Here is a 14782-nt window from a genome sequence, read left to right on the forward strand (position 1 = left end):
ACTTCGCCGCGCGTGGCAGGGACTTCCGGGCAAACTTTTGTCACCCCTCGTCATCACCTGATGGTGTGGTGTTAACTGTCGGGACTGACAGAGAGCGTTTCCCCGACTTCGGCTGCGACGGCACAACGCCGTACCGGTTCGCCCGCCCCGCCCGGAAAGGCCGTCCTCGATGCGAGTGTCCGCACCGCTGTCGTCCGGTCAGCAGCGCCTTTGGACCGTCTCCCAGCTGGACGGGGCCGGCCCGGCCTACAACGAGACCATGGCCTTCGCCCTGCGGGGTCCCCTCGACCGCGAGGCACTGCGACGGGCCTTCGACGCCCTCACCGATCGCCACGAGGCCCTGCGCACCCGGATCGTCGTCGAGGACGGCCGGCCTGCGCAGATCGTCGAACCCGCCGGTCACGGCTTTCCCTGCACCGTCACCGATGTCGCCGGACGGCCGGGCGAAGCGGCCGAACTGCGGCGCACCGACCCGTTCGAGCCGTTCGACCTGACGCGGGCCCCGCTGGCCCGGGCCCGGCTGCTGGCCGCCGGCGACGAGGACCACGTCCTGCTGATCACCGTCCACCACATCGTCTTCGACGGCTGGTCCCGCACCTTGCTGCTGCGCGAGCTGGGCATCCTCTACGCCGCTCAAGTGAGCGGCGTGGCGGCGAACTTGCCGCCCGCGCGGCCCTACCGCGAGCACTCCCGGGCCCAGCAGGACTGGCTGGCCGGCCCCGGCCCGGCCCCGCACGAGGCCTACTGGCAGGACCGGCTCGACGGCGTGCCGCCGGTGCTGGAGCTGCCCGCCGACCGGCCGCGCCCGGCCCGGCAGGACCACCGCGGCGCCCGGGTGCCGCTCTCCCTCGGATCGGATCTCACCGCGCGCCTGAAGGCGGTGGCGCGCGAGCACGGCGTCACGCTCTACTCGACCGTCCTGACCTGCTGGTTCATCTTGCTTTCCCGGCTTTCCGCGCAGTCTGACATCGTTGTCGGCGTCCCCACCGCCAACCGCGGCGCCGGCGGCGAACACCCCGACACGATCGGCTTCTTCGTCAACACCCTCGCCGTGCGCGCCGAGCTGACGGGTGCCCGCACCGGCGCCGCCCTGCTCAAGCAGGTCCGCGCGGACCTGCGGGCCGCGATCGACCACGTCGAGCTGCCGTTCGAACGGGTCGTCGAGCTGGTGAACCCGCCGCGCAGCCCCGCGCACACCCCGCTGTTCCAGACGATGGTCGCCTGGGTGCCGACCCTGCACGATCTCCTGGAGCTGCCGGGCGTGACGGCCGAACCCCTCGACGTCGAGCACGCCCCCGCGAAGTTCGACCTCGCGCTCGGCCTGGCCGAGGAGAACGGCGACGTCGCCGGGCACCTCGACTACGCCGTCGCCCTCTTCGACCACGCCACCGCCGCGCGGTACGGCACGTACCTCGTCCGGCTGCTGGACCAGCTGGCCGCGCGGCCGGACTCGGACATCGCGAGCTACGAACTCCTCGACGACGCCGAACGGAGCGAAATCCTCACCACCTGGAGCACCGGGCCGAGTCCGCGCCGGCGCCCCGGCGGGCTCGTCGACCGCTTCACCACGCACGCCGAGACGGCCCCGGACGCCCCCGCGCTCGTTTGTGCCGGCCGGACGCTCACCTACGGCGAGCTGGACCGCCGCAGCACGAAGCTGGCGAACGCCCTGCGCGCCCGGGGAGCCGGGCCGGGCGAGGTCGTGGCCGTCCTCAGTGGACGGTCGGTGGAGCTGGTGGTCGCCGTCCTGGGCGTGCTGAAGACCGGCGCCGCCTACCTCCCGCTCGACCCGGCCCAGCCGGCCGCCCGGCTGGCGGCGATGGTCGAGGACGCGCGCCCAGTGCTGGTGCTGAGCGACGACGTCACGGCCCTCGAAGCCGAGGGCGCCGAGACCCGGGCACCGGTCACGACCGGCCCCGGGGAGACGGCTTACGTGATCTACACGTCGGGGTCGACCGGGCGCCCGAAGGGGGTCGCGGTGACCCACCACAGCATCCTCGCCCTGTTCGACCAGTGGCTCGACCGGTTCGGCGCGACGCCGGGCGAGGCGACGTCGGCGTGGTCGAGCATCGGCTTCGACGCCTCGGTGCACGAACTGCTGCTCCCCCTGACCACGGGCGCCGTGCTGCACGTCGTGCCCGAAGACGTCCGGCCCGATCCCGCGGCGCTGATGGCGTGGCTGCGGGAACACCGGGTGGTGCAGGCGTTCCTGCCGCCGGCCTACGTCCGGTGGATCGACGAAGACCTCAGCCGGGTGGCAGGGCTCGCGCTGCGGCAGGTCCTCACCGGCGTCGAACCGCTGACCGACGCCGCGCTCGCCCGCTTCGCCGCGGCCCTGCCCGGCCTGCGGATCTGCTTCGGCTACGGGCCGACCGAGGCCACGCTCTACGCCACCGCGCACTTCGACCCGAAGCCCCTGGACCGCCCGGCCCCGATCGGGCGGCCCCTGCCCGGGTCACGGCTGTACCTGCTCGACGAGCGGCTGCGCCCGGTGCCGCCGGGCGTGGTGGGCGAGGTCTTCCTGGCCGGCGACTGCCTCGCGCGTGGCTACCTGCACCGACCGGCGCTGACCGCGGAAAGGTTCGTGGCGGACCCGTTCGTGTCCGGCGAAAGGATGTACCGCACCGGAGACCTGGCCCGGTGGCTGCCCGACGGCGAAGCCGAGTACGCCGGCCGCCGCGACGACCAGATCAAGCTGCGCGGGTTCCGCATCGAGCCCGGCGAGGTGACGTCCGCGCTGCTGGCCGTCCCCGGCGTCCGGGAGGCCGCCGTGCTGGTGGACCGCGAAGGCGAGCCCCGGCTCGTCGCCGGGGTCGTCGGCGGCGGCCGGACCCCCCACGAGTGGCGGGCGGCGCTCGCCGACCGGCTGCCGGACTACATGATCCCGTCCGTGTTCGCCGAGTTCGACCGGCTGCCGTTGAGCCGCAGCGGCAAGCTCGACCGCGACGCCGTCCTGGCGCACGCCCGCGCGAGCGCGCCCGCCGCGGTCAACACCGCCGCCCCGCGCGACCACGTCGAGCTCGCGCTCCTGCGGATCTGGCGGAACCTGCTGCTGCACCCCGCGATCGGCGTCTCGGACGGCTTCTTCGACGTCGGCGGCACGTCGATCTCGGCGATCAAGCTGGCCCACACGATCGGCGCGGAGTTCGGCCGCGAGCTGCCGATCCGCGACGTCATCCTGCACCCGACCATCGAGGCGCAGGCGGCGCTCCTGCGCGCGGACAGCCCACCCGGCGGCGGCGGCAGCCTGATCGAGTTCCGCCGCGGCACCGGCGAGGCTCGCGTCGTCTGCGTGCACCCGGCCGGCGGGACCGCGTTCTGCTACCTGCCGCTCAGCGCCGCGCTGCCCGAAGACGCCGGTGTCCTCGGGATCCAGTCCCCCGGGCTCAACGCCGGTGAAGAGCCGCTGCCGAGCGTCGAGGCGATGGCCGAGGAGTACCTGCGGCTCGTCGAGCCGGCTCCCGGCGAAACGCTGGTCCTTTGCGGACTTTCCTACGGCGGTCTGGTCGCCTACGAGATGGGCCGCCGGCTGGCCGAGCACCACCCGCGCGTCAGCGTCGTGCTGCTCGACACCACCGCCACCGACGACCCGGCCGCGAAGGCGGCGATCGAACCGGTGCCCGCGGCGGAGTTCCGCGAGAAGCTGGTCCGCTTCAACGGGATGTACCCGGGGATCGAGGACGCCCAGATCGAGCGCTACCACCGCACGTACAACCACAACCGGCTGACCGCGCGCGAGCACGACCCTGGTGAGACGGCGGCGCGCGTGGTGTTCGTGCAGGCCGTCGGTGAGGACACGATCCCGGGCTCCGCGGAGTTCTGGCGCCGCCGCGTCCGCGGCGAGTTCGAAGTGGTCCCGGCCGATTGCGGGCACTGGGACATGCTCGAGAGCGACGCGCTCCCGCTGGTCGCCAAGGTCGTCACGGCCGAGCTGGCGGCCCGATGACCTCGATCGCCCGCCGCGTCCACGACCGGGCGCTGCGGCACCCGGGCGCCGTCGCCGTGTCCGACGGCGCCCGCCGGCTCACCTACGCCGAGCTGGACGCGGGCGCCGCGGCCGTCGCGGAATCCCTGTCCCGCAAGGGAATCCGGCCGGGTGACGCGGTCGCCGTCGGCCTGCCGCGCTCGGCGGAGCTCATCCAGGTCATGCTGGGCGTGCTGCGCCTCGGCGGCCAGGTCGTGCCGCTGGACCGGCAGAGCCCGCCCGCGCGCCGCGACGTCATCCTCGCCGACGCGGCCGCGGCCGCCGTCGTCCACGACGGGCTGCCGGGCCTGCCCCCGCTGACCCCGGCCGAGCTCCTGGCCGGAACCGTCGAAGCCGGGGTGCCCGCCGAGCCCGCACCGGCGTCGTTCCTCTTCTACACCTCGGGGACGACCGGCCGGCCCAAGGGCGTCGAGGTCCGTGACGCCGGGGTTCTCCGGCTCGCCGAACCCGGCTGGCTCGACCACGGCACGCGGTTCGCCTGCCTGGCCAACCCCGCGTTCGACGCCATCAGCTTCGAAGTGTGGGTGCCGCTGCTGACCGGCGGCACGTGCGTCGTGCTCGACGACGACACCGTGCGGGAGCCGCGGGCGTTCGCCGACGCGCTGGTGCGCGAGCGCGTCGACACGATGTTCGTGACCGCGACGCTGTTCAACGCGGTCGCCGAGACCGTGCCGGACAGCTTCTCGACCGTGCGCCGGGTCGTCATCGGCGGCGAGCAGCTCAACGCCCCGCTGATCCGCCGCTGGTACCGGGCCAACCCGGACGCGCCGACCCGGCTGCAGAACGGCTACGGCCCGACCGAGACGACGACGTTCGCGCTCAGCTACGCCATCCCGCGGGGCTTCGACGGCGACGTCGTGCCGATCGGCCGCCCGCTGCCGGGCACCGGCGCGGTCGCGGTGACCGCGGACGAGCGCGTGGCCGCCGAAGGCGAGCTGGCGGAGCTGTACATCTCGGGAGCCGGGGTGGCGCTGGGCTACCGCGGCCTGCCCGCGGAGACCGGGCAGCGGTTCGTCCGGCTGCCGTGGTTCGACGAGGGCCGCGCGCGCTTCTACCGCACCGGCGACCTCGTCCGCGTGCTGCCGGGCGGGCGCTTCGCCTACGCCGGGCGCACCGACCGGCAGGTCAAGGTCCGCGGGTTCCGGATCGAGCCGGGCGAGCTGGAGCAGCGGCTCCTCGCGCACCCGGAGATCCGGCAGGCGCACGTGGCGGTGCGCCGCGCGGCCACCGCCGAGCTGCTCGCCTTCCTCGTGGCCGGTGACCTTTCCTACGAGGCCTTCGAAGCTCATTTGAGCGCGACCGTGCCCGCCTACATGCGTCCGCACCTCGTCTTCCGCGTCGAGGCGCTGCCCCGGAACGCGAACGGGAAGGTCGACGAGACCGCGCTGCTGGCGGGTGGCTTCCCGCCGTGGCGGCCGGACACCGGCGGGGACGCGACGCCCTGGGAGCGCGAAGTGCTGGACGTCGTGTCGGACGTCCTCGGCATTCCGGATCTCCACCCCGGCGACACGTGGCTGCGGTCCGGCGGCGACTCGCTCAAGGCGTTGCGGCTGCGGTTCGCGATCCGGGAACGCCGAGGTGTCGACCTCGCGCCTTCGGTCGTGCAGCGCGGCACCTTCGCCGACCTCGCCGCCGCCGTCTCGGCCGCGGGACAGGCGGCGTACCCGGAGCCGGGCGCACCGGCGTCCGCGACGACGGCGCCGGCCACCAGCGAGCAGCAACGGCTTTGGCTTCTGCAGCAACGCAATCCCGCGTCCACGGCGTACCACGTGCCGCTCGCCTTCCGCGTCACCGGCGCCCCCGACATCGACGCTCTGCGTCGGAACGTGCGTGGTCTGGTGGAACGGCATCCGGCGCTGCGCACCGCGTTCGAGGCGACTCCCGACGGCCTGCGGCAGGTGGCGAAGGCGCCGTACGACCCGTGGACCGAACCTTCGGACGACTTCTTCACCGCGCCGTTCGATCTCGCGTCGGGCGCGCTCGTGCGTGCGGCCTGGCGGCCCGATGGCACGTTTCTGCTGTGCCTGCACCACATCGCGGTCGACGGCTGGTCGCTGAACGTCCTCTTCCACGAGCTGTCCGGCGCCTCGCCGCGGCCCGGCGCCCACACGCCGTTCGACTTCGCCGCGTGGCAGTCCCGCTGGTTCGCCTCCCCCGGCTACCGCGCTCAGCTGACCGCCCGGTCCGACGATGCCGAGCCGGCCGGCGACGCGTCGCTCGCGGGACGGCTGCGGACCACCACGATCGGGCGCGAGCGCGTCGACGACTGGGCCGGCGAGCTGGGCCTGACCCGCTTCCAGCTCCTGCTCGGCGTGTTCGCCTGGAGCCTCTACGCGGTGACCGGGCGGACCCGGCCCCGGATCGCCGCGCCGGTCGCCAACCGGCCGGTGCGGGAGTTCGAGGACGGCGTCGGGATGTTCGCCAACACCGTCCGGCTGCCGCTGGCGGTGGATCCGGACGAGGACCTGGACACCCAGCTCCGCCGGCTCGGCGACGCGTCGGGCGCGGCGCTGGACCACCAGGACGTCGCGTTCGCCGACCTCGACCCCGGGTACGCGGCCTTCGACTACCTGTTCGTCCTGGAGAACACCGACTTCGAAGCACTGCGGCTGCCCGGCTGCACGGTCAGTCCACAGTGGATCGAAGCGGCCGAGGCCAAGTGCGCGCTCACGCTGTCGGTCGTGGAACGGCCCGACGGCTTCGACTGCCTCTGGGAGTACGGCGAAGGCCACTTCACCGAAGCCGAGGCAGCGGCTCTCGGCGATGTGTTCGCCCGCGCCCTGGACGGCACCGCGCGGACCCCGGCCGAGCTGGCCGAGCCCTACCGCCGCGACCACGGCCGGGGCGCCGAGGCGGCGTTGACCTGGGAAACCGTGGCGGAAGGCTTCGCGCGTCAGGTCGCGCGCACGCCCGACGCCCCGGCGCTGACCGGCGACACGACCCTGACCTACGCCGAACTGGACGCGCACGCGGCCCGCCTCGCCGCCACCCTGCCCGGCGACGCGACCGACATCGCGCTGTACTTCCGGCCGTCCGCCGAGCACGTCGTCGCGCTCCTCGCCCTCGCGCGGCTGAACATCACCGCGGTGCCCTTGGATCCCGCGTACCCGCCCGCGTTGCTGAGCACCATGCTCGGCCGGGTCCGGCCGCGCTGCGTCCTGCTCGCTCCGGGGGAAGCGTTCGAAACGGACATCGAACGGCGGTACGTCACGCTCACCGGCGGACCGGTGCCCGACGTCCCGGCCCGGCACACCGGACGGCCGCTCTACACGCTGTTCACCTCCGGCTCGACCGGTGTGCCCAAGGGCGTGCGCGTCCCGGACCGCACGCTGGCCAACCTGCTGCAGTGGCAGGACGCGCCGCCCGCGCCGACCCAGCAGTTCTCGATGCTGTCGTTCGACGTGTCGTTCCAGGAGATCTTCACGACCCTCTGCGGCGGCGGCCGGCTGCACCTGGTCCGGCCGGAGTGGCGGCACGACGTCCCGGCGCTGCTGGCGCAGCTGGAAACCGCGGGCATCGAACGGATCTTCCTGCCCTACGTGGCTTTGCAGCTGCTGGCCGAGCACGGCGTCCGGCTCGGGCAGTACCCCTCGCGGCTGCAGGACGTGATCACCGCCGGCGAGCAGCTGGTGTGCACGCCGGCGATCCGCCGCTGGTTCGCCGGGCTGCCCGGCGCGCGCCTGCACAACCACTACGGCCCGACCGAGACCCACGTCGTCAGCGCGCTGACCCTCGACGGCGATCCCGCGGACTGGCCCGACCGGCCCGCCATCGGGCGTCCGGTGGCGAACGCGGTCCTGCGCGTCGCCGACGCCGCGGGCGCGCCGTTGCCGCCGGGACAGGTCGGGGAGCTGCTCATCGGTGGTCTCGCGGCGAACCGCTGCTACCTCGGCGAAGCGGCTCCGGAGAAGTTCGCCGAGCTGCCGGAGCTGTACTACCGCAGCGGCGACCTCGCGCACTTCGACCGCGCCGGGCTGCTGCACTTCGACGGCCGGGCCGACCGGCAGGTCAAGCTCAGCGGGCACCGCCTCGAACTCGGGCAGGTCGAAGCCGCGCTGCTGCGGCACCCCGACGTCGTCAACGCGGTCGTCGCGGCCGAAGGCGACCGCCTGACCGCGTTCCTGGAATGCCGCCGGACGCCGACCGCCGCCGAACTGGGCGAGCACCTCGTGCCGCTGCTGCCGCCGCACGCGCGCGTCGACCGCTTCCGCGTCGTGGCCGCGCTGCCGCGCACGCCCAGCGGGAAGCTCGACCGGGACGCCGTCTCCTCCGCGCCCGGGGAAGACCTCCACCGGACGGCCGCGGCTCCCTCGAGCGAGCTGGCGGCGCTGTTCGAGGAGGTGACCGGCGCGCCGATCGGTCCGGACGAGACGTTCTTCGCCGCCGGCGCCACCAGCCTCTCGCTGATGCGGTTCCACCTGCGCTGCGCGGAAGCGGGCTACCGGTTCACCGTGGCGGACCTCTTCGAGCACGTCACGCTCCGGGACCTGACGCGGCACCTCGAAAGCACCGGTCCGGCCCCGGCTCGTGCCGGGGACTCCGGTGCGGCCGACGAGCCGGTGGCGGTGGTCGGCATGGCGGTCCGGCTGCCCGGCGCGCCGGACCTGGCGGCGTTCTGGGACCTGGTCGTCGCCGGCCGGCGAGGCATCGAGGAGTTCGCGGCCGCGGAAGGCCTCGTCGGCGCGCGCAGCCTCCTGGACGACCCGTTGGCCTTCGACCCGGAGTACTTCGGGATCAGCCACCGCGACGCGGCGCTGATGGACCCGCAGCAGCGGCAGTTGCTGATGGCCTGCGTCGAAGCGCTGGCCCACGCCGGGATCCCCGGGACCCAGCGGATCGGGCTCATCGCGGGGTGCGGTGAGAACACGTACTTCCAGCAGATGCTGCGCGAAGGCGACCCGGCCGCGCTGCCGGACGGCTTCCAGCTCGCGCTGCACCACGAGAAGGACTTCCTGGCCACGAAGGTCGCGTACCACCTCGACCTCCGTGGTCCCGCGCTGACGACCCAGACGGCGTGTTCGAGTTCGCTGGTCGCCGTCCACCAGGCCGCCGGGATGCTGCGCGGCGGCGAGGCGGAGGTGATGCTGGCGGGCGGCGTGCTCGTCGACGTCACCCTGGCCGGGGGGTACCGGTACCGGCCGCAGCACATCTTTTCGCCGGACGGGCACTGCCGCCCGTTCAGCGACGACGCGGACGGCACGGTCGGCGCGAGCGGCGTCGGCGTGGTGGTGCTGAAGCCGCTTTCGGCGGCTCGCCGCGACGGCGACACGGTGTACTCGGTGATCACGGGCTCGGCACTGACCAACGACGGCGCGGTGAAGCAGGGTTACAGCGCCCCGTCCCCGGCCGGGCAGCGCGCGGCCATCCAAGCCGCGCTCCGGCGGGCCGGGCGTTCCGGCGCCGACGTCGGGTACGTGGAGACGCACGGAACCGGAACCCGCCTCGGCGACCCGATCGAGGTCGCGGCCCTGCGCGAGGCGATGCCCGAGTCGACGGGCTGCGCGTTGTCGTCGGTGAAGAGCCAGCTCGGCCACCTCGGCGCGGCGGCGGGGGTGGTGGGCCTGATCCGCGCGACCCTTTCGCTGCACCACGGCGTACTCCCGCCGACGGTCGACTTCCGTGCGCCGAACCCGGCTTTGGACCTGGGGCCGTTCCGGGTGCCGACGCGGGCGGAGCCGTGGCCCGCGGGGCCGCGGGTGGCCGGGGTGAGCAGCTTCGGCATCGGCGGCACGAACGCCCACGTGGTACTGGAGTCCGTCCGGCCGTCTTCGCCGCCGCGTCCTGATGTTGTGCGGTGCCTGGTGCTTTCGGCGCGCAGCGCGTCGGCCCTGCGCCTCGAGGCGGCTCGGGTGGCGGAGTACTTGACGGTGCACCCGGAGTCCTATGTGGACGTACTCCGGCACCTCCAGTCGGGCCGCCCGTCGCAGCCATGGCGCCTGGCGGCGGCCTGCGACGACGCGGCCGCAGCGGTCGAGTGGCTGCGCACAGCCGAGCCGGCCGCCGAGCCTGCGCTCGGCACACCCGCCGCCTCCATGCCAAGCGCCACGCTCCCTCCCGCCGAGCCGGCCGCCGAGCGCGTGCCAGGCACACCCGCTCCCGCCGCGCCTTCGGAGGCCGCAAGGGTCGCCCCCAGGCCCGCACTTTCACGTGAAAGTGCCGCTCCCGCCGAACTGGCTGCTGCCTGGGTTGCCGGAACTCCCGTCGACTGGGGTCAGTCCCCCGCGCCCGCGCCGTGGGACTTTCCGCCGCCCGCCTTTGCTGCGCGCGAGTTCGACTTTCCGCGCCGGGCCGCCGTCACGCGGCTGCCCGAAGCCGAGTGGCTGCACCAGCCGACCTGGGTCCGGCTCCGCCGGGTGACCGCTGCCGCCGGGACCGATCGCGTCCTGGTCATCTCCGGTGAGGGCCCGCTCAGCGCGCCCGCCCTCGACGCCGTCTACCCGCGCGTCGTACGGGTCCACGCCGCCGGCCACTTCGCCCGCCTCGGCCCCGACACCTTCGAAGCCGATCCGGCCGACGCCGCTCAGCTGCGCCAGGTGCTGGATACCCTGCCAGGCAAGGAAATCGACTGGCTGCACACCCTCCCCTTCGGCATCACCGGTCCCGTCGGCGAAAGCTCCCTGAACCATGCCCGCTGGGCCTGCGTGGACACCCCCGCGGCCCTGCTGCGGGCCGCGCATGACCGTCCACTGAGGACCTGGTGGGTGTCCGCCGGGGCCGCGCCCGCGAACACCGCCGTCACGCGCCCCGAAGCCGGGCTGCTCGCCGGGATCACCGCCGTCGGCCCGCAGGAAAGCGGCGTGCCCGGCTACTGGGTCGACCTGCCCGGACCCGGCCTCGACCAGCTGGCCGACCTCCTCACCGGCCCACCCCCACCGGACCGGCTCGCACTGAGAGCCGGCTTCTGGTGGACGCAGGACAGCACGCCGGTCACCACCGGCGAACCCTTCCACGCCAACGGAACCCACCTCGTCCTCGGCGGCACCGGCGGCATCGGAACCGCCGTCGCCGAAGAGCTGCTCGTCCGCACCACCGGCCGGGTCGTGCTGCTGGCACGCAATCCCCACCTGCCCGAGCCGCTCAAGCCGTGGGCGGACCGCGTCGACCTGCTGGCCGCGGATCTCACGAAGATCACCGCCGAAGAGGTCGACGCCGCGATCGGCGCGCCGCTGGCCGGGATCGTGCACGCGGCCGGGGTCCCCGACGGCGGTCTCATCGCCACCCGCGGCGAAGGCACGCAGTCCGCCAAGCTCGCCGGCGCCCTCCTCACCGAGCGGCTCGTCGAACGCCACCGGCCCGCGTTCGCCGTCTACTGCTCGTCGCTGTCCGCACAGTTCGGCGGAACCGGCCAGCTGGACTACGCCGCCGCCAACGGGTTCCTCGACGCGCTCGCCCACCGCGACGGCCCGACCGCCCGGCTCTCGATCGGCTGGGACGTCTGGCGCGACACCGGGATGGCCGTCACCGCGCTGGAAACCGACGCCCGGCACCAGGCCCACCTGGCCGTCGGCCTGAGCACGGAGGAAGGCCGCCGCACCTTCGTCCGCGCGCTGGGAACCGGGTTGCCGCAGCTCCTGGTCGCGACGACCGGCCTCGAGACCGCCCGCGGGTTCCACGAACGCGACACCACGCCCACCGTGGCACCACCGGCCGAAGCGGACCTGACCGAGGAGGTGCGTGCCCTGCTGGGGGTCGCCGAACTCGACCCGGACGTGCCCCTCTACGACCTCGGTGCCGACTCCTTGACGCTGCTGGACGTCGTCGAGTCGGTGAAACGCCTTTACGGCGTCGACCTCGACCTCGCGTGGCTCGGCCCGGAAGTGACGATGGCCGCGTTGCTGGCGAAGCTCTCCGAGGCGGCCGACACCGGCGAAGTAGTGGTGCAGGTCTGGCGCGAAGGGACCACGCGAGAAGCCGTGTGCCTGGTGCACCCGGTCGGCGGGGACGTCCACGCCTACCGGCCGCTCGTCGAGGCCCTGCCGCCGGAACTCGGCGTCTGCGTGATCGCCGACCCGGCGCTGAGCCGGCCGGAACCACCCGGCTGGCCGGTGGCGGACCGGGCCCGCCGGTACTACGCGGCGCTGCGAAAGCAGTTACCCGGCCGCACCTGGCAGCTCGCCGGGTGGTCGTTCGGTGCCTGGGTGGCGGCCGGCATGGCCGCCGAAGCCGAGACGGCCGGGCAGCCGGTGCGGGCGCTGCACCTCATCGACCCGCCGCCGCCCGGCGCGAGCGCCGCGGACTACAGCGACGCGCAGCTGGAAACGGTGTTCGAGCGCGAGCTGGGCGCCTCCGGCGGCGTCGCGGGTGAGCACGCCCGGCGGCTCGCGCGCGCGTGCCGGGCCAACCTGCGCAGCATGACCGGGCACGAGCTGCCGCGCCTGGCCGCGACGCCCAGCCACGTCTGGCTCGCCGCCGATCCCGAACCCGGGTTGCCGGTGGCGGATCGCGGCGGCTGGCGGACTCTGCTGCCCGAGCCGACCCGTTGGCACGAACTGCCCGCCACCCACTACGGCATCGTGCGCGCCCCGCACGTCACCGCGGTGGCCGCGGCCATCACCGGCCCGTGAGACCCACGGAGGAAAGGAAACCATGGAGCAGTACGAACTCGACGCGGTCAAGCGGATCACGACGCGGCCCGCGCGCGACTACCGGACGCTGGCGGTGCGGGGCCTGACCCCGGTCATCGGCGCCGAGGTCACCGGCCTCGACCTGGCCCGGGAGCTCACCGAGGAGCAGCTCACCGAGCTGAAGACGGCGTTCCTGGACCACCACGTCCTGGTGTTCCGCGACCAGGACATCACGCCGGACGACCACCAGCGCCTGGCCGCGCACTTCGGCGAGCTGCGTCCGGTGAACCCGCCGCCCGAGCACGGCAACCCGTACATCCTCGAGGTCGCGACCGCTCCGGAGGCGGCCACCGTGTTCGGCAACGGCTGGCACGCGGACGGCACCGCCGACGCCGAGCCGTCGCTGGGTTCGATGCTCCACATCACGCGGATGCCCGAGCCGGGCAGCGGCGGCGACACGCTCTTCGCGAACATGCACCTCGCGTACGACATGCTGTCGCCGAAGCTCAAGGAACTGCTGGCCGGACTGACCGCGATCCACGACGGCGCGCACGCCTTCCGCGGCCACAAGATCCCGGAGGGCTACGAGCCGCCGGTCAGCGAGCACCCGGTCGTGGTGCGGCACCCGGAGACCGACCGGCCGCTGCTGTACGTCAACCCGGCCTACACCTCGCACATCCCGCAGCTGTCGGGCGACGAGAGCCGCGCGGTGCTCGATCTGCTGTTCTCCGTCGTGCCGAACCGGCCGATGCTGGCCTGCCGGGTGCGCTGGGAGCCGAACACGCTGGTGTTCTGGGACAACCGCTGCGTCCAGCACCACGCGACGTACGACTACTACCCGTACACCCGCTTCGGCAACCGCGTCGCCATCAACGGCGGCCCGCTCAAAGGCTGACAGGGAGCTCCATGTCGTCCGAACCCGTGGTGGACGTCCGCGATCCGGCCGTTCTCGACGACCCGATGCGCGGCTACGACCGCGTGCTCGCCGAGTCACCGGTCTGCTGGGCCCGGCTGCCCGACGGCGGCGAGGGCTGGCTCGTCACCGGCAGCGCCGAAGTCCGCGCCGTGCTGTCGGATCCGGCCGTGCGCAACGATCCTGCCGGCCTGCCGGGGCAGGGCGCGCAGTCGCAGGAGGAGGCGTTCCTCGCGCTGGGCACGCCGCCGGAGCACCTGCCTTACCTGCGGGCGAGCCTGCTCAGCCTGGACGGGGCCGAGCACACCCGGCTGCGCCGCAGCATCAGCCACGCCTTCAGCGCGTCGAGGGTCGCCGCGTTGCGGCCCCGGGTGCAGGAGATCGTCGACGGCCTGCTCGACGACCTCGCCGCGGCGCCGGGGACCGTGAACCTGATCGACGAGTTCGCCTATCCCCTGGCCATGGCCGTGGTGTGCGAGCTCGTCGGCGTACCGGAAACGGACTGGGCGAACTGGTGGCGCTGGGGCAAGGTGCTCGTCGCGGGCGACCCGGCGCGGATCACGCCGACGCTGAGCGAGATGTTCGCCTACTGCCACGCCCTTGTCGACCGGCGCCGGGCCGAGCCGGCCGGCGACCTGCTGAGCGAGGTCGTCGCCCAGGACGACCTGACCGACGTCGACGCGGTGGCGCTCGTGGTGTTCCTGGTGCTGGCCGGACACGAGACGATGGCGCACATGCTGTCGAACGCGGCGCTGGCGCTGATGCGCGACCCCGCCCAGCGGGAGCTGCTGCGCACGGAGCCCGAGCTGTGGCCGGCGGCGGTGCGGGAGCTGGTCCGCACGGACGGCCCGGTCCAGCTGGCCCGGCTCCGGTACGCCGCAACCGACCTGGAGGTGGGCGGGGTGAAGATCCGCGCGGGCGACCCGGTCCAGGCGGTGCTCGGCGCGGCCAACCGCGACCCGGCCCAGTTCGCCCACCCGCACAAGGCCGACGTCCGCTGGCAAGCCGAACACGGCGGCCGCGAAGGCAGCGTCGGATTCGGCTGGGGGCCGCACTTCTGCCTGGGGGTGGCGCTGGCGAAGGTGGAGGCGGAGGTCGCGCTGCGCGGCTTGTTCGACCGCTTCCCCGCGGTGCGGCCGGTGCGGGAGCCGGCTTGGGTACCGCTGCCACGGGGCCGCCACCGGGTCGCCTTGGAGGTCCACCTCCACTGAGCCGGGCCCCAGCGCCCCAATGTGGCATTGGTTGCGTCTCACGCACCCAATGTGGCGTTTGGTGTGTTTGACGTACCGAACACCACCCTTGGGTGCTTGGTAACCGCCC

Annotated in this window: 4 protein-coding genes; all 4 read left to right on the forward strand. The window is 73.9% G+C overall.

Translation table 11 applies throughout. From position 1 onward, the window contains the following. The first annotated feature begins 169 nt into the window (after positions 1-169). Genes ACZ4TR_RS43410 through ACZ4TR_RS43425 form a run of 4 tightly spaced genes read left to right on the forward strand, consistent with a single transcriptional unit; the run spans position 170 to position 14673 of the window. Positions 170-3946: a non-ribosomal peptide synthetase gene (locus ACZ4TR_RS43410; RefSeq protein ID WP_465294200.1), complete on the forward strand. Its 3777-nt coding sequence runs from the start codon at positions 170-172 to the stop codon at positions 3944-3946. Continuing rightward, the gene (locus tag ACZ4TR_RS43415; protein WP_465294202.1) at positions 3943-12549 is read left to right on the forward strand and encodes an amino acid adenylation domain-containing protein; all 8607 of its coding nucleotides are present in this window, start codon (positions 3943-3945) and stop codon (positions 12547-12549) included. The genes ACZ4TR_RS43410 and ACZ4TR_RS43415 overlap by 4 nt, the downstream gene beginning before the upstream one ends. A gap of 22 nt (positions 12550-12571) precedes the next feature. After that, entirely contained in the window at positions 12572-13444 is an 873-nt protein-coding gene (locus tag ACZ4TR_RS43420; protein ID WP_364525378.1) for a TauD/TfdA dioxygenase family protein, read from the forward strand. A gap of 11 nt (positions 13445-13455) precedes the next feature. Next, positions 13456-14673: a cytochrome P450 family protein gene (locus ACZ4TR_RS43425; protein WP_465294204.1), complete on the forward strand. Its 1218-nt coding sequence runs from the start codon at positions 13456-13458 to the stop codon at positions 14671-14673. Positions 14674-14782 lie beyond the last annotated feature (109 nt).

It is taken from the genome of Amycolatopsis sp. NPDC028719 (assembly GCF_055565395.1).